Raw genomic sequence first — 15,725 nt, 5'->3', positions numbered from 1 at the left:
CGTTGAACAGTGTTGCCGCGCTTGGAATACGTTTATTCAGTGTAAGGACAGGGTAAAAAGTTTGTGCACACGAGACTGGGCCAATATGGGTAAAGTCTAATGCGGATTGGTATTACTCAACAGAATTTAAAATAGATGCTGCAAACCTCGTTATTAAACAAGGTTACACTACGAGTGAAGCTTCCAAGGCTACAGGGGCAAGTCCAACAGCGATTAGACGTTGGGTGACTCAACTTAGACAAGAATTTGAAGGTATTACCCCATCATCTCATGCCATCACTCCTGAGCAAAAACGAATTCAAGAGCTTGAAGCGCAAATTAAGAAGATTGAATGGGAGAAAGACATCCTAAAAAAGGCTACCGCTCTCTTAATGCAAGACAACATCAAACGATAGCGTTAATTGAATCGTTATCGAGAGAGCAGAACATCGTCAAACAGCTTTGCCATTTATTTGAAATACCGCGAAGCAGCTATCATTACCATCTCAAACACCGTGGGTTAGTGAAACCTGAGCGTGAAAAATTGCGCCAGCAAGCAATTGCAATCCACCGTGATAGTCGTGGCTCTGCAGGGGCAAGAACGATAGCAGGTCAGCTTAATCAACTGGGTGAAAATGTTGGCCGTTATAAGGCCGCGAGTTTAATGAGAGATGCAGGGCTAATTAGTAATCAACCCAGAAAGCATCGTTACAAGATAGCAAATGATGAATCTAAAATAGCCCCTAATTTGTTAAAGCGGCAGTTTAACGTTGAAGCAATAAATCAGGTTTGGTGTGGTGATGTGACCTATGTTTGGTCTGGAACGAAATGGCTCTATTTAGCGGTGGTAATGGATTTATACGCGAGAAAGATAGTGGGTTGGGCGTGCTCTGACAGTCCTAATACCGATTTGACTTGTGCAGCATTAAGAATGGCATTTGAAAACCGTGGGCGTCCTAGAAACCTAGTGTTTCATTCTGACCTGAGTTGTCACTACACTAGCCTTCTGTGGAAATATCAGATAACTCGATGTATGAGCCGACGAGGAAACTGCTGGGGGAACGTTTTTTAGAAGCTTTAAAATAGAATGGATGCTAAGTATGGCTTCAATAGTTTTGATGAAACGAAGCATGATGTGCTGAATGATATACAGAAGCACTACGATACAAAACGAGGTCATAGTTATAACAATTATATGGCTCCAACAGCAACCGAAATGGCAGCATAAAAACGCCTGTTTGTGTACAGTTTTAGTTGACCACATTAGTTTGTGTACAGATTTAGATGACCCTGACTACTTCCTGCTAGAGACAGTTCCTCGACAGAGCCATTTGGTCACTTTCTTACGCCTATTAAAGTACAAAATACTAGATGAAAACGATTTTATTGCTTATCTTTTTAGTAAAAGGGGGATTATCAATAACAATAACGATTACTATTGTTATTTATGCTACAGGTGTATCACTTTCTATGGTTTGGGCTTGATAATTAATAGTAAATACATAAATAATGGAGTCTTAATTTCTCCTTCATAAATGCTGATATGACTCCTCAATCTCATCCTATAAAGCAATGGCAACATCATCATCAATTTAGTCATAATAACTATGATGGTGAGCGAAATACTCTTTATGTTCTTATATTAACGATCATTACTATGTTAGCCGAGATTATTGCCGGCTCAATTTATGGATCTATGGCACTATTGGCCGATGGTTGGCATATGGGAACACATGCCGCAGCGTTCATGATCACCTTATTCGCGTATCGATACTCCCGTAAAAATGCTGATAATCCGAAATTTGCTTTTGGTACTGGGAAGGTGAGTGTATTAGGTGGTTTTACCAGTGCAATTGCTTTAGGTATGGTTGCGTTGATAATGTTGATTGAGTCTTTAGTTAGAATAATTAATCCAGAACAAATCTATTTTAACCAAGCTATCTTTGTTGCCTTTATTGGTCTTACAGTCAATATTGTCAGTGTATTTTTATTGAAAGATCATCATACCCATGATCATGATCATCATCACGCTGAACATGAACATGAACATGAACATGAACATGAACATGAACATGAACATGAACATGAACATGAACATGAACATGAACATAAAAGTCAGCCAAAACCTCATCATGACCATAATTTAAGAGCTGCATATTTCCATGTTCTTGCAGATGCTTTAACGTCAGTATTAGCTATAGTGGCGTTAGTCTTTGGTAAGTATATGGGACTCACTTTCTTAGATCCTGTAATGGGGATTGTCGGTGCGGTGATTATTACTCGTTGGGCATGGGGATTAATGAAACAAACTAGTCCAATCTTGCTTGATGGTTCAATATCATTACATCAGAAATCGCAAATTAAGCAATTTCTTGAACATGATGGTGTTATTGTTACCGACCTTCATATCTGGAAGGTCAGTGCTGAGCATTATGCTGCCATTGTTTCGATTTTGGTTCACAATGACATCAACGCTGTGCAAATAAAGCAACAACTTGAGCGTAAGTTTTCGCAGCTTAGCCATGTCACCGTTGAAATTAACCAATGTCTAGAACCAACATGTAACAACATCATCGACTCATAAACCAGTTAGAATGGCTAACTTGCCTGAAAAAACTGCAATTGAACGGTTTATTTAAAAAAGTACTTTACCTTTGGAGGGGGTTTTAGCATAATGCCCTCGTCAACAGGGGTGTAGTTCCAATTGGTAGAACAGCGGTCTCCAAAACCGATGGTTGCGAGTTCGAGTCTTGCCACCCCTGCCAAATAAAACAACGGCTTGCATAGAAATATGCGAGCCGTTTTCAATTCTGTAGAATAAAACGTAGAAAAAGAAATATTTAAATCTGCATTCTTATTCACTTCGCTTTACTGCCAATTGTCGGCACTACGCTTACTTTTCTGTCATAAGTGTTTACTTGCGCTAATGTTTTATGCCCTGAGTATTGCTGCTTTTCCGACATTGTCCCTTCGTAATCTGATATCCCCTTAGCTTTAATGTCATGGAACGTAAACGTGCGCTCAACGTGCGGGTATTCTTGTTCCAGTTTTAACATTGCTCGTTTCCATGCGCTGCGTAACCCTTCTTGTGAGAGTTTCCCGCCTTTATTTTTATTGATCACGTAAATACTTGCCACGCCTTTGCGCAATGCTTTTGCTTGGTTGATCACTTCATGCAGTCTTTGCGACCATGCTTTAATTTGTTTCTTTCCTGTTTTACCTTGCTGAATGTAAATACCCTCATCGGTAATTTGCGCCCAAGTAAGCTGGACCACATCACCTTGTCTTGCTGCACATAGATAGCTTATCTCGCAGGCAATCCCTAGCCGTGTTTCTGCACATGCCAATAGGGCATTGTATTCAATGTCGGTGATATAGCGGTCACGGGCTTTAAGCTTAAACTTTTTAACCCCTTTAGCTGGATTGTTGTGGCACAGTCCGCGCTCATATCCCCAAGCAAACATTACGCTGGCAGCGGCTAATTCGTGGTTAGCTTGTGTCTTACTGGTTTTTCCGCGTAAGTCGATGTATTGGCGAACGTGAAACGGTTCTACTTGTTCCGGTTTCATTTCGCCAAATACTTTGCTGAATAGCTCAAGCTCACGGGTTCGGTCCCGTTGCGTTCGTGGCGCCAGGTCAATAAAGTTTTGACTTCCGAGGTAGTCGATCACTAATCGACTTACCGTATATTCCAAACTTGTTTCAGCAATTTCACGCTCAAAGGCTTCCCACACGTCAGCTTTAGTTGCTGTGATTTTACACAGAACTTTAGTTGAGTTACGACGTTTAATGATGTAACTAACAGGCACACCGGCACGTTTATGAAGATAAACAGAAGGCGGCATCCATGCATCTTCTGGTTTACGCGTTCGCATTGGTTAATACTCCAAAATTTGGTTTTGCGGGTTTGATATTGGTTAACATGCTTCCATGTGGGTTATTTACAAATTCCCACGTTACAGAAGGCCTGCCGTCATTTCTAACGAAGTGATTGATGCCTTGTGTTTTTAACCATTTAACTTGCGCAGCCGGTTGGGTTAGGCCACTAAGTTGTTCAAGTTCATCTTTAGTCAACAATGACATCACCAGATCTCCTTTTACATATTAATGATAGAGCAAGGGTAGATATGCGACATTCTCGCAACTCTTGCATGTCGTATGCGCTCAACGCATTGTTAGCCGCTTTTTGCCTTAATGTGTGTGCGGCTTTTGATGTCGCTTCTTTTCTGGTTCTGGCCTTGCCGTTTTCACGTAGGTATTTTTTTACCGAGTATTGGCTAAGGCCCAGTTTTGCCGCGACTTGATCACCGCTTAGGTGTTCGTTGGTATAATAGTGTTCTATTAGTTCAGCATTTATATCAATGGCGGCACTCATTACTTGCCTTCCTTAGCTAATTTTTCAGCTAGTGCTTTCATGAATTGTTGGCATGAATATACTTGATCACGGGGCTGGCTGTACCACTGGCGCAGTGCTTGTTTGATTGCTTCTGACTGTTTCATGCTGCATACCCCTGTAAACGAAGTTTTGAATCGGCGGTGATGGCAAATAACTCTGCATCTGCTTGAGTGAAGTCAGTGACTTCAATAGCGTTGCACGTTTTGCACATGCCCCAGCCGTTGTAATTGTCTGGCTTATAAGTCACTTCAATTTGTTGCTGGTCATGCATTAGCGTGAAGAACGGCGTTGATAGCGTCACCACGCCTTGTTTAGTGCTGAATGTTTTGGTTATTTTGACCATGCTGCACCGCCTTGAGCCGTTTTTAGGTCTATCTTTGGGTAACCGTTAACTTGATAGCCCGTGATAGGGTGACCAGGTAGTCTAATTTTTTGGTACTTATAAGAATGAATAATTGTTCTGCCAATGCCTTTTGCGAGATTAGTCAGGCCATTGCCCAATGCTTGCCAGTAAAGACAATCAAGTGCACCTAGTATCATGGCCACTTTGATTTGGTCGCCGCTATGGATATTAAATGGCAACCCCAATTTTTGGGCGCGATAGTGGCCTAAGATATGGTTAAACGCTGCTTTAGATTTCATTTATGCCACCTCACTAGATTCAAACTTATAACCAAACTTTACCCAATCAAGCTCTTTGAGCATTTCTGCGTTATGTGCAGTATCCTCTAAGGTGTTAATTGCCCTTGTTAGGTTGCTTTCTTTTACGCCATTACGTATTGCTGCCCGAGTTTCTTGGTAGCCTGTAACAAAGTGATCATTAAGCGCGGCTATGATTCGTGGCGAACTGATTTTGGTGAATCGCAGCAGTAATGCAATGCGTTCAGCTGACTCACCGCCTTGAATTAGGTATTTCATTCTTCATCATCCTCGGCAACTGAGATAGGTAGTGTTTTGCCAAAAGTTTCTAAAGCAACATGCAAACCTACTTTTAAACCTTGAATAAACCTTTCGTCAGTGACAGTTTGGTCGCCAATAACAAAGCTTTTAGTACCCTTGTATTGCTCAAGCGCATCGCGTCTCATTTGGAACCATTCTTCAAGCTGCTCTATGAGTCTTACGGTATCTTGAGACACATTGCTTGATTCTACTGGGTTAAGATCTTTATCTAATTGCTTCATATCTCACCACCAGTACTTTCAATTAGTTTGTTGATCATGGCGTCATGGTTAGACTGCTTTGCTTTTTCGGACTCTTTGGTCAATGACATTATCCAGTTTCTTAGTTCAATCATTTGAGGGCAGTAGCACATTGATTCGACATAGGTATAAAGCTTAGGGTAATCATGCTGCTTGCGTTGAATAAACCAATTGGCATCCGCTTCAGTTAAAAATGCACCTTTAACAACATCTTCATATTCTTCAACCCAAAATAGTTCAAAGCCTTCTAGCTCACTATATTCATGATCGAAATGTTCAAGAAAGTAATTAATCTTATCTTCACCCGATAGATCTTCATCAATTTCACCATCAACCCATGTCTCTAGAATTTCTGGTAAGTCATCAGGATCACAATCAAGATAATCAATTATCTGCTGATTAATTTCAGCATCTTCTCTGTTGGTTGCCGCGATACAATGTTCGTTCTCCGTATCTACAAATTCAAAAGTATCAGAGTAACCACTCATGGTTATCCGCCACCTTTTGCATCTAACTTGCCACACAGGATGAGCTGTCATTCTATTATTCTGCTCATTAATTTGCTTTGACATTTCAATTAAAAAAGCGGGTATTGTTTTCTTCATAATCGCTGCTCTCTTCGATTGTTAACCTATGTAAGTGGCCCATTCCAAAACGTCTTTCTTTGTTTTTGGATTAATGGTTCCAGTCGGTTTTCTGTATCTAATTTCAATATCACGGCATTGTTCTTGTGCTTTGGTTAGCTCTGCGTATTGCTTGGCTAAACTAGGTGTTGATAAGCTGTGACTTAGCTTTTGTACTTTCATTTTGGCAAACAGTTCATCACGGGTTTTAGCTAGCTTTTGTTGATATTCATCAATAGTCAGCTCTCGTCTGTTTGGATAAGTCCCAGTGAATCGACTGCATTTTTTATCTGCTGCCTTTTTCACTAATGTTTCACTCACTCCGAATACAAAAAACATAGAACCCCCTACAAATCCTTTTTGAACGTTGAGCTGCGTTGCAACTGCTGCTTAGTGCGTTTCCAGCCTTTTATTAAGCGCTTAAGGCATGGTGCTTCATGGGGCCAGGTGCGGATCATGTCTTTGCACTTGGCTATTTCACGATCGCAGTATTCGTTTGCAGCACTCATACATTCGCCCTCAGTTGGAACACTTTGTCTGTTTGGTGTAGTGGGGTGTGAACTTTCGCTAGTATCATTTCCCTGTCCTCGGTAGTGGGCTTGGTAGTGCTAATTAAATTAGTGCCCGTTTTTTAATCACGTTGGGCTTCGTGCTACGATTGGTGTTCCTACACAGCCAATCGAGTTTTTAATATGCTTCGCAAAATCAGAGGCCTACTTCGTCATATCAAAAGGCGCTATCCGTTTACGCTAATCACCTCGGTACCGCTTTTGGGGTTATTTATGATGATCATTAAGTATCTGGATAAACCCGTTAGCCCCTATATATTCAAACTATTAATTGCCGTTAATCTGTTGTTCTTGTTTGTTTCCTTTGTGAATCTGTATCGCGATAAACGTAATTACAAAGAACGTGTAAGCAACTTGAAGGACTATCGCTATCAAAAAAATCAGCTCAGAAGGCAACAGGCCGAATACAACAGGCAAATTGCTAAACTGGGCGGCAATCCCCTCGGCAATCCACTGCACGAGTTGGATAACGAACAAACCCCAACCCATAAGCCACAGTGATGGTGCATTTTCGGTTTCGCGGGTCATTTCCCTGTCCTCGGTAGTGCCCATTGTGAGTAAGGTTCGCAAGGGCCGTCAGTCGTTTATGGTTCAGAATGTCAGCGCTTGGGATTAGCTTTCTGTTGGGGGCTATTTCACTGTCGCAGTATTCGGTGGCAGCGCTCATACACTTGCCCTTAGCTGAAACAACGTGCCGCTTTGATGTAATGGTGTGTTGCGCCATAAGGCGATGCGGCCTGTGTTGTAGTTGTAACGCATAGCCAGTTCGCTGCCGATTTCACCTGCTCGGTTTTCAAACTGCTTGGTAAATAGCTGGCTTGGGTTGCATGTCATTAGTTGACGCTCAAGCTTTGCGATGCGCTGTTGTACTCGTGGGCATTCCATTGGGTCTTGTTTGGTGGTGAGTAAGCAGGCAAAACGAATGCTGACCAGGTGGAAGTGCTCAGCGCGTTCTTTGTCTGTTTTTGGTGTGTTAGTCAGTATCATTTTGCCGTCCTCGGGTATTGGGTACGACCTAATAATCACAAATTGTGTTTATTGTGTCAACACAAATCGTGTTTATATTTTGTGTTTGATTTTGTGGTTTTTTGTTTTAGATGATCCAAATGATTGATACTGGTATAAATAAGAACTGGACTAGGGGGGGGTTATGTTTGATAAATATATTGTGAGTTTGTCATTTACGCTGTTGCTTACATCACTGCCGGTTAACGCAGAAATATTTAAATGTGAGAATGAGGGTAAGCAGGTTTACCAAGATATGCCGTGTGATGCAGGGGCTAGTCAAAGTACAGTTGACGTAGTCATTCAGAATGACAATTCAAAAAAATACAAACCTTATGAGGCTGTGGCTTATGATCCTGCTGAATTTAGTGATGCCGAGAACCTGCTTATTAAACATCATAAAGTTGAGGTTGGCATGAGGGTAAAGGCGCTTGAGTTTAGCTGGGGAAGAGTGCAGAAAATAAATCGCTCAGCCTATGGTGCTGAGCAATGGGTTTTTAACAATGGTATTTATAAGCGTTATGCATATATCCAAGATGGAATTGTTGTAAATTGGCAAGATTAGTCGAGGTTATGAATAAGTAATAACCTTGGTGTTTACAGTAATACCGAATACCAAAACACTTTACCAATCACGGTTATTTGTTTTAGGTCGTCAGCTTCGTAGCGTTCGTCTGGCCATTCGTCTAGATTGAAGCTGCGAAGCCGCAAGCCGCCACCAGGTAACTTATAAAGTGTTTTGATGCGTAGCATTCCATCGTGGTTGATGGCGTACATTTTGCCGTCGGTCACGTTAGTTTGTGATGTATCTACGCCCACTGTTGAACCGTTAGGTAATACTGGTTCCATGCTGTTACCACTGACGCGAACGCAGGCAGCATTGGTTGGATCTACGTTTGATTTGCGTAATGTTGATTTAGCAAAACGTAATTTGGGGCCCAAGTAATGTTGTGCCTCTGCCATGCCGTGTCCTGCGGCTAATTCTACTTCCATATAAAACGGTATCTCTACTTCATCATCATTGAGTGGGGTGCCACTATCCCAGAACTCAAAACCTGAAATACTGAAAGCCGCTTCATCTTGATATTTAAGGGTTGGGCTTTTACCATTTGGTATCCCAAAAATAATCTCCGCAGGGTCCACTTCTAGGACTTTAGCCAATACTTCTGCGTCTGCAGGACTAACCGTACGACTTCCCGCTTCGTAATTACCTACTCTTGATTGAGATTTCCAGCCACAAAGCTCAGCCAGTTTGGCTTGGCTTTTAATACCTGATTTTATCCGCAAATGCTTTATGTGCTGCCCAACGCGATGGTTAAGACTCATGATTTTACCTATTCGTTTAAGTCGAAACGTGCTGAGTTAATTTTACCACAAACTGTGATTATTTATTTTTCAATTTGTGTTTACTTTTAAACACATCTTGTGTTTAATGGGGCTGTTGTATTTTTCCTTGAGGGATTTCATGAACCACATTGCACGATACAGAAAAACGGCGAACTTGACTCAAAAAGCGCTTGGCAAATGTATAGGGGTTTCGCAAGGCGCTATTGGTAATTATGAGTTAGGTCAACGTAGTGTTGATTTGAATACGGGTTGGAAAATTATTAACGCATTAAATTTACACAATGTTAAATGTAAGTTCTGTGATGTTTTTCCGGACCCTAAATAGCGTTTTAATAAGAATATAAAAATAGAGGAATAAACACATGAAACAGAAATCACGCTTAGATTTATTGATGAAAGCCATTAATGCGTGGCTTGAATTGCCCAAGGTGAGCCGTTCTGCAATGGCTACTGCGGTAGTGCAGGCGGTTGATGACTTAAAGCTTGCCACTGTGTTGGCTAAGGAAGGTATTACGTTTACCTATTCGGACGACATTTTTAACGACGCTAGAGTGAATGCGCAAAAGATTTTTCGTTGGCTTGGTCAGTATGAAGGACAACATGCTGTGCCAGAGCGGTTATTTCATGTAGAGCAAGCACTATTAGCCGCCATGCCTGTCGAGTTGCGCATTGGGTATTTAAACGATGTTTACGGCATGGTTGGGGTGACGGTTGTGGTTGATTATGTTGGCGATGGTATGTCGTTAAGTGCGTATGAAATGGCAGCAACGCTAACCAAAGAGAATTGTGATGCGCAAGTAGCCGTTATTCATTTAGGCATTAACCCAAGTCGTCATCAGATTGAAACCGCTCACCGCGAACTGCGTGAGTCGCGCGCTGTGACATCAATGTCTTTGGATATTCTTGAGAAGCATTATCCGTATTTGACTGAATCAAAATTAACGTCGGTAGGTTAGTTATGGCTGATAACGTTGATGAAGCTAATCAATTAGCTGAACTGCATTTAGCCAGTGAATTAACCAAGCCGAAACCGATTTTACCGCCATTAACGGGACGTTGTTTTTATTGCGAGTCACCGACGGTAGAACGCTTTTGTGATGCAGATTGTCGTGATGATTATGAACGCTTACAGCGCAGTGTACAGATGCGTAAACGAGGTTGATATGTGGTCATTTATTTTAGTTTGGCTTGTGTTGGCAGTGATATTAACTATTGGGTTTTGTTTTATGTTTAAAGGGGCAAGTGATGACTCAGTTAAGTGATAACAAATCGATTGAAAAGAAAGAGAAGTGGGTTATTGAGAAAACGGGTGAAAAGTTCTTTTTCACCCGATGGTTGGGAGAACAGGTTCACGAAAGTTATGCACCAGTCTCACAAGAAGTTGCGGGTATCTATGCGGCGGCTATTGTGCAAGGTTTTCAACCACCACATTGTTTGTACTATCTCGATAAACTTGTTGGTTAAATTCAACTTGAACTAGCGTTGGTGAGCGCTGTTTTAGTCTTTTGAAATCAAGCATTGAGAAGTCTAGCAGCATGTTATCTGGGTAGTCGCTAAGCCATTTTTTGAACTCGCCGACGGTTATTGATGGTTTGTATTTTTCCATGATTCATCCTTGATGGTGATGTTATGAATTTTAAAAATAAGAAACCCCGCTTCAGTTTGGCGACCGAACGGGGTTAATACCTAAAGAGAGGCAATAGCATGTTACTCAAGCATTTGGTTTTGGTCAAATATCGACCTTTACGTCGTTGCTTTAGAGCATGTAAGGGGAAATTCCATGTTTGATTCTGAATGTTTAATTTGTTGTTTAGAGGGCGGTAAAGCTTGTTCGGTGCATGGTCAAGTCGGCAGTAGTGATGAGCTTATTTCACCAGAGTTTGCGGATTTTTTGAGGACGCAGGAGGAAGCCGCCGATCCACAGGTTGCATTGTTGGTTGCTCAGGCTGGCGTATTGATGATGAAGGCTGCTGCCTTGGCTAAAGATGCTTCACCTATGTGTGAAATCGATTTTAGACGTAATAGATCGACTTTGTATGGGTTTAGTACCTTAGATAATTTTAGCCGTTCACAGGTTGGCCGAATGATTGATGTGTTAAAGCGTGAACCCGAATTGCTTGAGGTTAACGTAGACCGCTTAGAGGCTATTGCGGTCAAGATTGTGAGTAAAGTGCTGTTAGGTGATTCAAATACGTTGTTGTTACCACAAGTGAGCGTGGATTGGTTTTTGGGTTATTTGCTGATGCAAGAAAAGCGTGCCGAGCGTTCGATTGAGATAACAAGAATAGACCCAGTTAATCAAGACAAACACATCAAGCGGCGCGATATTTATTACCAGTTACGGACTAACTTGGCACTCAGTATTTATATTGAAAACAGAAACGAATGAGCAGTTTCAAAGTTACATCCAGTGGCTTCAATGTTGATGTAATGGTCTGTTTTCGCTGTTTTGTTGAAGATGAGCTGCTTTGTTTCTTGGTTAAGCCGTCCATAAAGAACGTGGTTAATGGCGAAGTCAGATAGTTCATCAACACCCATGACGCTTATATCACCATCATGCAGTTTGACAGCTATGCGGCTAAATTCTTTGTTTATGCCAATTATGGTTCCGTATGTATTTAAGTTCATTCAAACATCCTGTTTAAAATTTGGCTGTGAAATAAGAAACCCCGCTTAAGTTTGGCGACCGAACGGGGTTAATACCTAAAGAGAGGCAATATTATGTTAATCAAGTATTTGTGTTTCGTCAATTTAGCTGTTGCTAGATTGAGTACGTGGGAGTGCCCCGCATGAGTATGGAATTGATGGTTAAGGCCATGAAAACGAAAGTGGGTAATCCACTGCGTAAATTGGTGTTATTGAAATTGGCGGATAACGCGAACGACCAGGGCGAGTGTTGGCCAAGTTATCAATACATTGCTGAACAGTGCGAAATTAGCCGCCGTAGCGTGATGGACCATGTTAAAAAACTTGAAGCTGCTGGGTTATTACGCCGTGAATATCGTAAGGGGGTTAAAGGTAATTCGTCTAATGTTTTTCATTTAAATTTTGACCAACAGAGTGGTTTAGGTGGTGCATCTGCTGCACTAGGTAGTGAATTTGTCGCACTACCCCCTAGTGAATCTCCTACACTAGATAGTGAATCTGCTGCACTACCCCCTAGTGAATCTCCTGCACCCAGAATCAGTCACTCTTTTGAACCAGTCAATGAACCTTTAAAAGATGTAGTCACCAAATCTTCAAAATCACCGTTTGATTTTTCAAAGTGGCCTGCTTTGCCAACTGAGCAAACTTTTAAAGACTGGTTGGCCGTTCGTAAGCAGAAAAAAGCCAAGTTAACCCAAACTGCGATTAATCGCCTGACTCCGCATTTGGTGAGGGCCGTTGAGGCAGGTTGTTCGGTTGATGATGTTTTTGGATTGTGTGTTGCCCGTTGTTGGATTGGTTTTGAATTTGATTGGCTGGTTAACGCGGGTCTGGTTGCTAAGCAAGTGGTTAAGGCCGATTGGAGTGATTCAGTTTTTGACCCAGAGGACCCGTTGATATGAAGTCTATTCAAACAGTGATTAATTCGACCCAAGTTGGCGCACTGGCTAACGAACGGACCAATAAGCAACCGTCGGCTATGGATATGGCGATTGTTGATAGTGTTTTTATTAAGTTGCGGGTGCTGTTTCCGGTGGGCGCCCCAAAAGATGTTGACGAAAAGCTTCATAAGGGCGAGTGGTTAAAGACCTTGGCTTTGCAAGGAGTGAGAAGCACTGAGCAAGTGCAAATGGGTTTGAATAGAGCCCGTCGTGAGCAAGGTGACCGCCAGTTTTGGCCATCGCCGCGCCAGTTTGCCACTTGGTGCCAACCAACTGCGGGTGATTATGGTTTGCCTGATTTAGATTCGGCTTATCGTGAAGCAAAGCGTCATTATCATAATTTAGCAGGCCATAAGTGGAGCCACGATGTGGTTGGCTTGGCGGTACGTGAATGCGGATCTTGGTTGTTTGCGACGGGCTTAGAAAAAGACGTGCTAACGATGTTTACTCGTCAGTACCAAATTCTATGCCGCAAGTACGGCAAAGGTGAGTTGATTGATGTTGAGTTGCCTAAGGCGTTACCGACTCGCGCTAACCGCCGCATTGAGCCTAATGAGGGCAGGGCTTCATTAGCAAAATTTAGACGTGATCTTGGTTTAAGGAGTCCTGCTGATGAGTAATTTAATTCAGAAAAAACCGTTAACTCAAAAAGAGCGTTTGTGTCGTGTGTTGAGTAGTAATCGGTTTTTAACACTGTATAAGATTCAGCAACAGTGTTTTGACCAGTTTGGTGTTCACGATAGCGAAACCGCATTAAGTGCCCGCTGGCGTGAGTTGCCTGTGTCGGTTAAGCAAAAACGCCGTCGAGAAAAGTGTACCGCTTGGGAATACAGGTTGGTAGCGTAACTATGGTTAAAGCGGCGAGGGCAAAGGCGGCATCTGGTGTTGAGGTTGGCAAGTTAAACGATGCGGCGTTAAGGCGTTGGTTAAGCGGTGGTGTTATTCGTGATTATCGTGATCCGCAGTTTCCTGAAATTCGTTTACGTGCAGCAGCTGGCCGAACGCGGGCGAGTGTTCATTTGGTGTTGAATGAAAACGGTAAGACCGTTTGGCAAAAGGTGGGCACTTGGCCAAGCATGTGTATTAAGACTTTATGTGCTGATTTGCCGGTGATGTTGGCTAAACGCAATGTGGGTGGCATGGTGACGGGCCAGTTTGATTCGGTTGGCAGTTTACTTGAGTGGTACCAGGAACATATTGCCAATAACACCACTTACAGCAAGAGTTGGCGCAGCAATATTAAGTCGATGATCAAGTGTCATTTGTTGCCTCGTTTGGCTGATGTTCGTTTGGTTAATGTGAGTTTTATTACTGTTGACGTGAGTTTAGTTAAGCCGATGTTGGTTGACGGGTTTTCACCTAAGTACATTCGTGAAGCCGTTAATAAGCTTAAATCGGTGTTTGCTGCGGCTTCAAAGCTTCGTTTGATTGACACTAATCCGCTTGCCGGTTATCGGGTGACGTATTCAATTAAGGTGGCTGATGTGGTTGATACTCGCTTGTTTGAGTCAGATTTGGCCGAGTTGTTTACTCGTTTAGGTGCAGTGGTCATGCCGGTGCAGATGTTATTTGTGTTGATGATGATGTTTGGTACTCGCATTAACGAAACTCGTTTGGCTCGGTGGGAGCATTTTGCAGGGGATTATTGGGTTATTCCGGCCAGTAACGCCAAGAACAAGCAAGAGCATCGGGTGCCTATGACTGATTCGGCTAAGGCGTTAATTCAGCATTATCGCAAGTGGCAGCTTAAGCATGTGGGTAAACGTGCTTATTTGTTCCCTGGCAATGTTGGCGCTATTTCAATCCGCAGCGCTCATGAGTGGCATACCCTGATTAGGTTTAAGCATTTTACGAGTCATGATTTGCGTCGATTGTTCAGGACCATTGTTGCTGACCTAGGTGTCGATACCATGATTGGTGAACGTCTGCTTAATCATTCATTGCCTGTTTTGCTGCGTAAGTACGTTAAATCGACCCTAGATAAGGGCATGAGCCAAGCGTTAGACCAATATCACCAGTATTTAATTTATCGTGGGTTTTCTTCTGTTGCGCCCGAGATATTGCCTAGATCGTCTGTGGAAAGTGAGAACGGTCAAACCCTGACTGCGAGTGGGTGGCTGTGATGATCACTGCATCATTATTAGTAGAATATGCAATTAGAGTTTTTTGGGGGCGAAATGGCATTACGCGGGTTTAATATTTTGAGAGTTGGCCGAACGATTCGCGGGTTAACCCAGACCGAAGTGGCCGAGATTTATGGGGTAAGCGAACGGACTTATCAGCGTTGGGAACGGGGTTATGTGAGAGTGCCATTTGATGATGTTTCGGCAATATGTGACCAGGTATTTCGGGTAGGGATTGAAGAAATAAAGGCGGTGATTAGTGGTGAAGAATAATGGTGAAGATTAATGTGCAGCAGCTGCAGCATCAACAAGTGACGCTGAACATGAAAGCGTTGCGTCATGGGTTAACGCGCTGGGGTAACTATTGGGCATATCAAGAACGAGGCAAAGGCTTTGCTAACCGAAGCCAGTGCGACAAGTTAGGTGAGGTGATTGTTTACGGTAGTTCGGCAGTGGTCGAGATAACACCACCGCGTGAGGTAAGGCAGTTTGATGTGATGATTGAGCGGTTAACGCCGCTATGTATACGGGCCATTAGAGTGCACTACATCTGCAAAGGGCAGTGGGCCTTGATGGGATTCGATAGCAAGAAGTCGTATTTGTATTGGTTAAGAAGGGCAGAGATAGAAATAGTTGAGTGATTTATGTCTATAATTCAAAGTGTTGGGCTGATTCAATTCAAGTGAGAGCGATTATCATTTGGGGTTAAAAATAAATGGGTCCTTCCGGCTCGGTGCACTGCGGGGGTGGGAAAGCGCAGTGCTTCACTACATATGAGGATTTTAGGGGGTTACGTTGTTGTTTTATCGCTTTGATCTCTGCCAATCAATTACACCCAAAAAATAAACCTATTAAGTGAATGAATTAATGGTGTTTTACCCTACATTTAATGATGCA

The 15,725-nt window shown here is 42.5% G+C and carries 28 protein-coding genes, 1 tRNA gene and 1 pseudogene; 15 read left to right on the top strand and 15 right to left on the bottom strand.

Annotation, left to right across the window (positions count from 1 at the left end; translation table 11 throughout):
* Nucleotides 1–83: 83 nt before the first annotated feature.
* The 3 genes and pseudogenes from AAEZ02_RS23735 (at nucleotide 84) to AAEZ02_RS12910 (ending at nucleotide 2,744) form a co-directional block, all read left to right on the top strand.
* Nucleotides 84–1,207, top strand: a pseudogene (locus AAEZ02_RS23735) (IS3 family transposase).
* A gap of 315 nt (nucleotides 1,208–1,522) precedes the next feature.
* Nucleotides 1,523–2,563 (top strand): CDF family Co(II)/Ni(II) efflux transporter DmeF, encoded by a 1,041-nt coding sequence (gene dmeF / locus AAEZ02_RS12915; RefSeq protein WP_351123475.1) that lies wholly within the window; start codon nucleotides 1,523–1,525, stop codon nucleotides 2,561–2,563.
* A gap of 104 nt (nucleotides 2,564–2,667) precedes the next feature.
* Nucleotides 2,668–2,744 (top strand) — tRNA-Trp (locus AAEZ02_RS12910).
* Between the two features lie 93 nt (nucleotides 2,745–2,837).
* Here AAEZ02_RS12910 and AAEZ02_RS12905 read toward each other — a convergent pair.
* From AAEZ02_RS12905 to AAEZ02_RS12845, 13 genes are all read right to left on the bottom strand, one after another.
* Nucleotides 2,838–3,854, bottom strand: coding sequence for a tyrosine-type recombinase/integrase (locus tag AAEZ02_RS12905; protein ID WP_351123472.1), 1,017 nt, complete (start codon nucleotides 3,852–3,854; stop codon nucleotides 2,838–2,840).
* The gene (locus AAEZ02_RS12900; protein WP_351123469.1) at nucleotides 3,841–4,062 is read right to left on the bottom strand and encodes a DUF4224 domain-containing protein; all 222 of its coding nucleotides are present in this window, start codon (nucleotides 4,060–4,062) and stop codon (nucleotides 3,841–3,843) included. The genes AAEZ02_RS12905 and AAEZ02_RS12900 overlap by 14 nt, the downstream gene beginning before the upstream one ends.
* Nucleotides 4,046–4,354 carry a hypothetical protein gene (locus AAEZ02_RS12895; protein WP_351123466.1) on the bottom strand — a complete coding sequence of 103 codons (309 nt, stop codon included), beginning with the start codon at nucleotides 4,352–4,354 and terminating at the stop codon, nucleotides 4,046–4,048. Before AAEZ02_RS12895 ends, AAEZ02_RS12900 begins: the two co-directional genes overlap by 17 nt.
* Complete coding sequence (locus tag AAEZ02_RS12890; protein ID WP_351123463.1) at nucleotides 4,354–4,479, bottom strand: hypothetical protein; 126 nt, start codon at nucleotides 4,477–4,479, stop codon at nucleotides 4,354–4,356. Before AAEZ02_RS12890 ends, AAEZ02_RS12895 begins: the two co-directional genes overlap by 1 nt.
* Entirely contained in the window at nucleotides 4,476–4,718 is a 243-nt protein-coding gene (locus AAEZ02_RS12885) for a hypothetical protein (RefSeq protein WP_351123460.1), read from the bottom strand. Before AAEZ02_RS12885 ends, AAEZ02_RS12890 begins: the two co-directional genes overlap by 4 nt.
* Nucleotides 4,706–5,017: a hypothetical protein gene (locus AAEZ02_RS12880; RefSeq protein WP_351123457.1), complete on the bottom strand. Its 312-nt coding sequence runs from the start codon at nucleotides 5,015–5,017 to the stop codon at nucleotides 4,706–4,708. The genes AAEZ02_RS12885 and AAEZ02_RS12880 overlap by 13 nt, the downstream gene beginning before the upstream one ends.
* On the bottom strand, nucleotides 5,018–5,293 hold the full coding sequence (locus AAEZ02_RS12875; protein WP_351123454.1) for a PapB/FocB family fimbrial expression transcriptional regulator: 276 nt from the start codon (nucleotides 5,291–5,293) through the stop codon (nucleotides 5,018–5,020).
* Nucleotides 5,290–5,556, bottom strand: coding sequence for a hypothetical protein (locus AAEZ02_RS12870; protein WP_351123451.1), 267 nt, complete (start codon nucleotides 5,554–5,556; stop codon nucleotides 5,290–5,292). Before AAEZ02_RS12870 ends, AAEZ02_RS12875 begins: the two co-directional genes overlap by 4 nt.
* Nucleotides 5,553–6,062 carry an ead/Ea22-like family protein gene (locus tag AAEZ02_RS12865; RefSeq protein WP_351123448.1) on the bottom strand — a complete coding sequence of 170 codons (510 nt, stop codon included), beginning with the start codon at nucleotides 6,060–6,062 and terminating at the stop codon, nucleotides 5,553–5,555. The genes AAEZ02_RS12870 and AAEZ02_RS12865 overlap by 4 nt, the downstream gene beginning before the upstream one ends.
* Before the next feature lie 138 nt (nucleotides 6,063–6,200).
* Nucleotides 6,201–6,536 (bottom strand): hypothetical protein, encoded by a 336-nt coding sequence (locus AAEZ02_RS12860; protein ID WP_351123445.1) that lies wholly within the window; start codon nucleotides 6,534–6,536, stop codon nucleotides 6,201–6,203.
* A gap of 8 nt (nucleotides 6,537–6,544) precedes the next feature.
* Nucleotides 6,545–6,706 (bottom strand): hypothetical protein, encoded by a 162-nt coding sequence (locus AAEZ02_RS12855; protein WP_351123442.1) that lies wholly within the window; start codon nucleotides 6,704–6,706, stop codon nucleotides 6,545–6,547.
* A 327-nt stretch (nucleotides 6,707–7,033) separates the two neighbouring features.
* Nucleotides 7,034–7,294, bottom strand: a complete 261-nt coding sequence (locus AAEZ02_RS12850; RefSeq protein ID WP_351123439.1) for a hypothetical protein — start codon at nucleotides 7,292–7,294, stop codon at nucleotides 7,034–7,036.
* Between the two features lie 135 nt (nucleotides 7,295–7,429).
* Nucleotides 7,430–7,753 carry a hypothetical protein gene (locus AAEZ02_RS12845; protein WP_351123435.1) on the bottom strand — a complete coding sequence of 108 codons (324 nt, stop codon included), beginning with the start codon at nucleotides 7,751–7,753 and terminating at the stop codon, nucleotides 7,430–7,432.
* A 163-nt stretch (nucleotides 7,754–7,916) separates the two neighbouring features.
* On the opposite strand from AAEZ02_RS12845, the gene AAEZ02_RS12840 reads away from it, so the two are divergent.
* On the top strand, nucleotides 7,917–8,336 hold the full coding sequence (locus AAEZ02_RS12840; protein WP_351123432.1) for a hypothetical protein: 420 nt from the start codon (nucleotides 7,917–7,919) through the stop codon (nucleotides 8,334–8,336).
* 32 nt (nucleotides 8,337–8,368) lie between these two features.
* On the opposite strand, the gene AAEZ02_RS12835 is transcribed toward AAEZ02_RS12840, so the two are convergent.
* On the bottom strand, nucleotides 8,369–9,097 hold the full coding sequence (locus AAEZ02_RS12835; RefSeq protein ID WP_351123429.1) for an XRE family transcriptional regulator: 729 nt from the start codon (nucleotides 9,095–9,097) through the stop codon (nucleotides 8,369–8,371).
* A 106-nt stretch (nucleotides 9,098–9,203) separates the two neighbouring features.
* Here AAEZ02_RS12835 and AAEZ02_RS12830 point away from each other — a divergent pair, with 106 nt between their 5' ends.
* From AAEZ02_RS12830 to AAEZ02_RS12810, 5 genes are all read left to right on the top strand, one after another.
* Complete coding sequence (locus tag AAEZ02_RS12830; RefSeq protein WP_351123426.1) at nucleotides 9,204–9,443, top strand: helix-turn-helix transcriptional regulator; 240 nt, start codon at nucleotides 9,204–9,206, stop codon at nucleotides 9,441–9,443.
* Between the two features lie 37 nt (nucleotides 9,444–9,480).
* A complete protein-coding gene (locus AAEZ02_RS12825) occupies nucleotides 9,481–10,074 on the top strand; it encodes a toxin YdaT family protein (RefSeq protein ID WP_351123423.1) in 594 nt (197 codons plus the stop codon).
* 2 nt (nucleotides 10,075–10,076) lie between these two features.
* Nucleotides 10,077–10,280: a hypothetical protein gene (locus tag AAEZ02_RS12820; RefSeq protein WP_351123420.1), complete on the top strand. Its 204-nt coding sequence runs from the start codon at nucleotides 10,077–10,079 to the stop codon at nucleotides 10,278–10,280.
* Nucleotides 10,281–10,363: 83 nt separating this feature from the next.
* Nucleotides 10,364–10,582, top strand: coding sequence for a hypothetical protein (locus AAEZ02_RS12815; RefSeq protein WP_351123417.1), 219 nt, complete (start codon nucleotides 10,364–10,366; stop codon nucleotides 10,580–10,582).
* Nucleotides 10,583–10,898: 316 nt separating this feature from the next.
* Complete coding sequence (locus AAEZ02_RS12810; RefSeq protein WP_351123414.1) at nucleotides 10,899–11,507, top strand: hypothetical protein; 609 nt, start codon at nucleotides 10,899–10,901, stop codon at nucleotides 11,505–11,507.
* On the opposite strand, the gene AAEZ02_RS12805 is transcribed toward AAEZ02_RS12810, so the two are convergent.
* The gene (locus AAEZ02_RS12805; protein WP_351123411.1) at nucleotides 11,483–11,746 is read right to left on the bottom strand and encodes a hypothetical protein; all 264 of its coding nucleotides are present in this window, start codon (nucleotides 11,744–11,746) and stop codon (nucleotides 11,483–11,485) included. The genes AAEZ02_RS12810 and AAEZ02_RS12805 overlap by 25 nt on opposite strands.
* A 161-nt stretch (nucleotides 11,747–11,907) precedes the next feature.
* On the opposite strand from AAEZ02_RS12805, the gene AAEZ02_RS12800 reads away from it, so the two are divergent.
* Genes AAEZ02_RS12800 through AAEZ02_RS12775 form a run of 6 tightly spaced genes read left to right on the top strand, consistent with a single transcriptional unit; the run spans nucleotide 11,908 to nucleotide 15,469 of the window.
* A complete protein-coding gene (locus tag AAEZ02_RS12800; RefSeq protein ID WP_351123408.1) occupies nucleotides 11,908–12,666 on the top strand; it encodes a helix-turn-helix domain-containing protein in 759 nt (252 codons plus the stop codon).
* Nucleotides 12,663–13,325: a replication protein P gene (locus AAEZ02_RS12795; RefSeq protein ID WP_351123405.1), complete on the top strand. Its 663-nt coding sequence runs from the start codon at nucleotides 12,663–12,665 to the stop codon at nucleotides 13,323–13,325. The genes AAEZ02_RS12800 and AAEZ02_RS12795 overlap by 4 nt, the downstream gene beginning before the upstream one ends.
* A complete protein-coding gene (locus AAEZ02_RS12790; protein WP_351123402.1) occupies nucleotides 13,318–13,551 on the top strand; it encodes a hypothetical protein in 234 nt (77 codons plus the stop codon). Before AAEZ02_RS12795 ends, AAEZ02_RS12790 begins: the two co-directional genes overlap by 8 nt.
* Nucleotides 13,552–13,553: 2 nt before the next feature.
* Entirely contained in the window at nucleotides 13,554–14,828 is a 1,275-nt protein-coding gene (locus AAEZ02_RS12785; RefSeq protein ID WP_351123482.1) for a site-specific integrase, read from the top strand.
* Nucleotides 14,829–14,855: 27 nt separating this feature from the next.
* Nucleotides 14,856–15,101, top strand: a complete 246-nt coding sequence (locus AAEZ02_RS12780) for a helix-turn-helix transcriptional regulator (protein ID WP_502959591.1) — start codon at nucleotides 14,856–14,858, stop codon at nucleotides 15,099–15,101.
* Nucleotides 15,101–15,469, top strand: a complete 369-nt coding sequence (locus AAEZ02_RS12775) for a hypothetical protein (protein WP_351123399.1) — start codon at nucleotides 15,101–15,103, stop codon at nucleotides 15,467–15,469. The genes AAEZ02_RS12780 and AAEZ02_RS12775 overlap by 1 nt, the downstream gene beginning before the upstream one ends.
* Nucleotides 15,470–15,725: the final 256 nt, after the last annotated feature.

The organism is Shewanella sp. T24-MNA-CIBAN-0130, from assembly GCF_040310185.1.
GTDB lineage: Bacteria > Pseudomonadota > Gammaproteobacteria > Enterobacterales > Shewanellaceae > Shewanella > Shewanella psychromarinicola.
The sequence above is the reverse complement of the archived record's forward strand: the minus strand, read 5'-3'. Positions and strand labels throughout refer to the sequence as shown.

What these genes read in the sequence shown, in the direction of transcription:
- dmeF (WP_351123475.1), top strand. Translation starts at nt 1,523, where the DNA reads ATGACTCCTCAATCTCATCCTATAAAGCAATGGCAACATCATCATCAA.
- AAEZ02_RS12905 (WP_351123472.1), bottom strand. Translation starts at nt 3,854, where the DNA reads ATGCGAACGCGTAAACCAGAAGATGCATGGATGCCGCCTTCTGTTTAT.
- AAEZ02_RS12900 (WP_351123469.1), bottom strand. Translation starts at nt 4,062, where the DNA reads ATGTCATTGTTGACTAAAGATGAACTTGAACAACTTAGTGGCCTAACC.
- AAEZ02_RS12895 (WP_351123466.1), bottom strand. Translation starts at nt 4,354, where the DNA reads ATGAGTGCCGCCATTGATATAAATGCTGAACTAATAGAACACTATTAT.
- AAEZ02_RS12890 (WP_351123463.1), bottom strand. Translation starts at nt 4,479, where the DNA reads ATGAAACAGTCAGAAGCAATCAAACAAGCACTGCGCCAGTGGTACAGC.
- AAEZ02_RS12885 (WP_351123460.1), bottom strand. Translation starts at nt 4,718, where the DNA reads ATGGTCAAAATAACCAAAACATTCAGCACTAAACAAGGCGTGGTGACG.
- AAEZ02_RS12880 (WP_351123457.1), bottom strand. Translation starts at nt 5,017, where the DNA reads ATGAAATCTAAAGCAGCGTTTAACCATATCTTAGGCCACTATCGCGCC.
- AAEZ02_RS12875 (WP_351123454.1), bottom strand. Translation starts at nt 5,293, where the DNA reads ATGAAATACCTAATTCAAGGCGGTGAGTCAGCTGAACGCATTGCATTA.
- AAEZ02_RS12870 (WP_351123451.1), bottom strand. Translation starts at nt 5,556, where the DNA reads ATGAAGCAATTAGATAAAGATCTTAACCCAGTAGAATCAAGCAATGTG.
- AAEZ02_RS12865 (WP_351123448.1), bottom strand. Translation starts at nt 6,062, where the DNA reads ATGAGTGGTTACTCTGATACTTTTGAATTTGTAGATACGGAGAACGAA.
- AAEZ02_RS12860 (WP_351123445.1), bottom strand. Translation starts at nt 6,536, where the DNA reads ATGTTTTTTGTATTCGGAGTGAGTGAAACATTAGTGAAAAAGGCAGCA.
- AAEZ02_RS12855 (WP_351123442.1), bottom strand. Translation starts at nt 6,706, where the DNA reads ATGAGTGCTGCAAACGAATACTGCGATCGTGAAATAGCCAAGTGCAAA.
- AAEZ02_RS12850 (WP_351123439.1), bottom strand. Translation starts at nt 7,294, where the DNA reads ATGACCCGCGAAACCGAAAATGCACCATCACTGTGGCTTATGGGTTGG.
- AAEZ02_RS12845 (WP_351123435.1), bottom strand. Translation starts at nt 7,753, where the DNA reads ATGATACTGACTAACACACCAAAAACAGACAAAGAACGCGCTGAGCAC.
- AAEZ02_RS12840 (WP_351123432.1), top strand. Translation starts at nt 7,917, where the DNA reads ATGTTTGATAAATATATTGTGAGTTTGTCATTTACGCTGTTGCTTACA.
- AAEZ02_RS12835 (WP_351123429.1), bottom strand. Translation starts at nt 9,097, where the DNA reads ATGAGTCTTAACCATCGCGTTGGGCAGCACATAAAGCATTTGCGGATA.
- AAEZ02_RS12830 (WP_351123426.1), top strand. Translation starts at nt 9,204, where the DNA reads ATGGGGCTGTTGTATTTTTCCTTGAGGGATTTCATGAACCACATTGCA.
- AAEZ02_RS12825 (WP_351123423.1), top strand. Translation starts at nt 9,481, where the DNA reads ATGAAACAGAAATCACGCTTAGATTTATTGATGAAAGCCATTAATGCG.
- AAEZ02_RS12820 (WP_351123420.1), top strand. Translation starts at nt 10,077, where the DNA reads ATGGCTGATAACGTTGATGAAGCTAATCAATTAGCTGAACTGCATTTA.
- AAEZ02_RS12815 (WP_351123417.1), top strand. Translation starts at nt 10,364, where the DNA reads ATGACTCAGTTAAGTGATAACAAATCGATTGAAAAGAAAGAGAAGTGG.
- AAEZ02_RS12810 (WP_351123414.1), top strand. Translation starts at nt 10,899, where the DNA reads ATGTTTGATTCTGAATGTTTAATTTGTTGTTTAGAGGGCGGTAAAGCT.
- AAEZ02_RS12805 (WP_351123411.1), bottom strand. Translation starts at nt 11,746, where the DNA reads ATGAACTTAAATACATACGGAACCATAATTGGCATAAACAAAGAATTT.
- AAEZ02_RS12800 (WP_351123408.1), top strand. Translation starts at nt 11,908, where the DNA reads ATGAGTATGGAATTGATGGTTAAGGCCATGAAAACGAAAGTGGGTAAT.
- AAEZ02_RS12795 (WP_351123405.1), top strand. Translation starts at nt 12,663, where the DNA reads ATGAAGTCTATTCAAACAGTGATTAATTCGACCCAAGTTGGCGCACTG.
- AAEZ02_RS12790 (WP_351123402.1), top strand. Translation starts at nt 13,318, where the DNA reads ATGAGTAATTTAATTCAGAAAAAACCGTTAACTCAAAAAGAGCGTTTG.
- AAEZ02_RS12785 (WP_351123482.1), top strand. Translation starts at nt 13,554, where the DNA reads ATGGTTAAAGCGGCGAGGGCAAAGGCGGCATCTGGTGTTGAGGTTGGC.
- AAEZ02_RS12780 (WP_502959591.1), top strand. Translation starts at nt 14,856, where the DNA reads ATGCAATTAGAGTTTTTTGGGGGCGAAATGGCATTACGCGGGTTTAAT.
- AAEZ02_RS12775 (WP_351123399.1), top strand. Translation starts at nt 15,101, where the DNA reads ATGGTGAAGATTAATGTGCAGCAGCTGCAGCATCAACAAGTGACGCTG.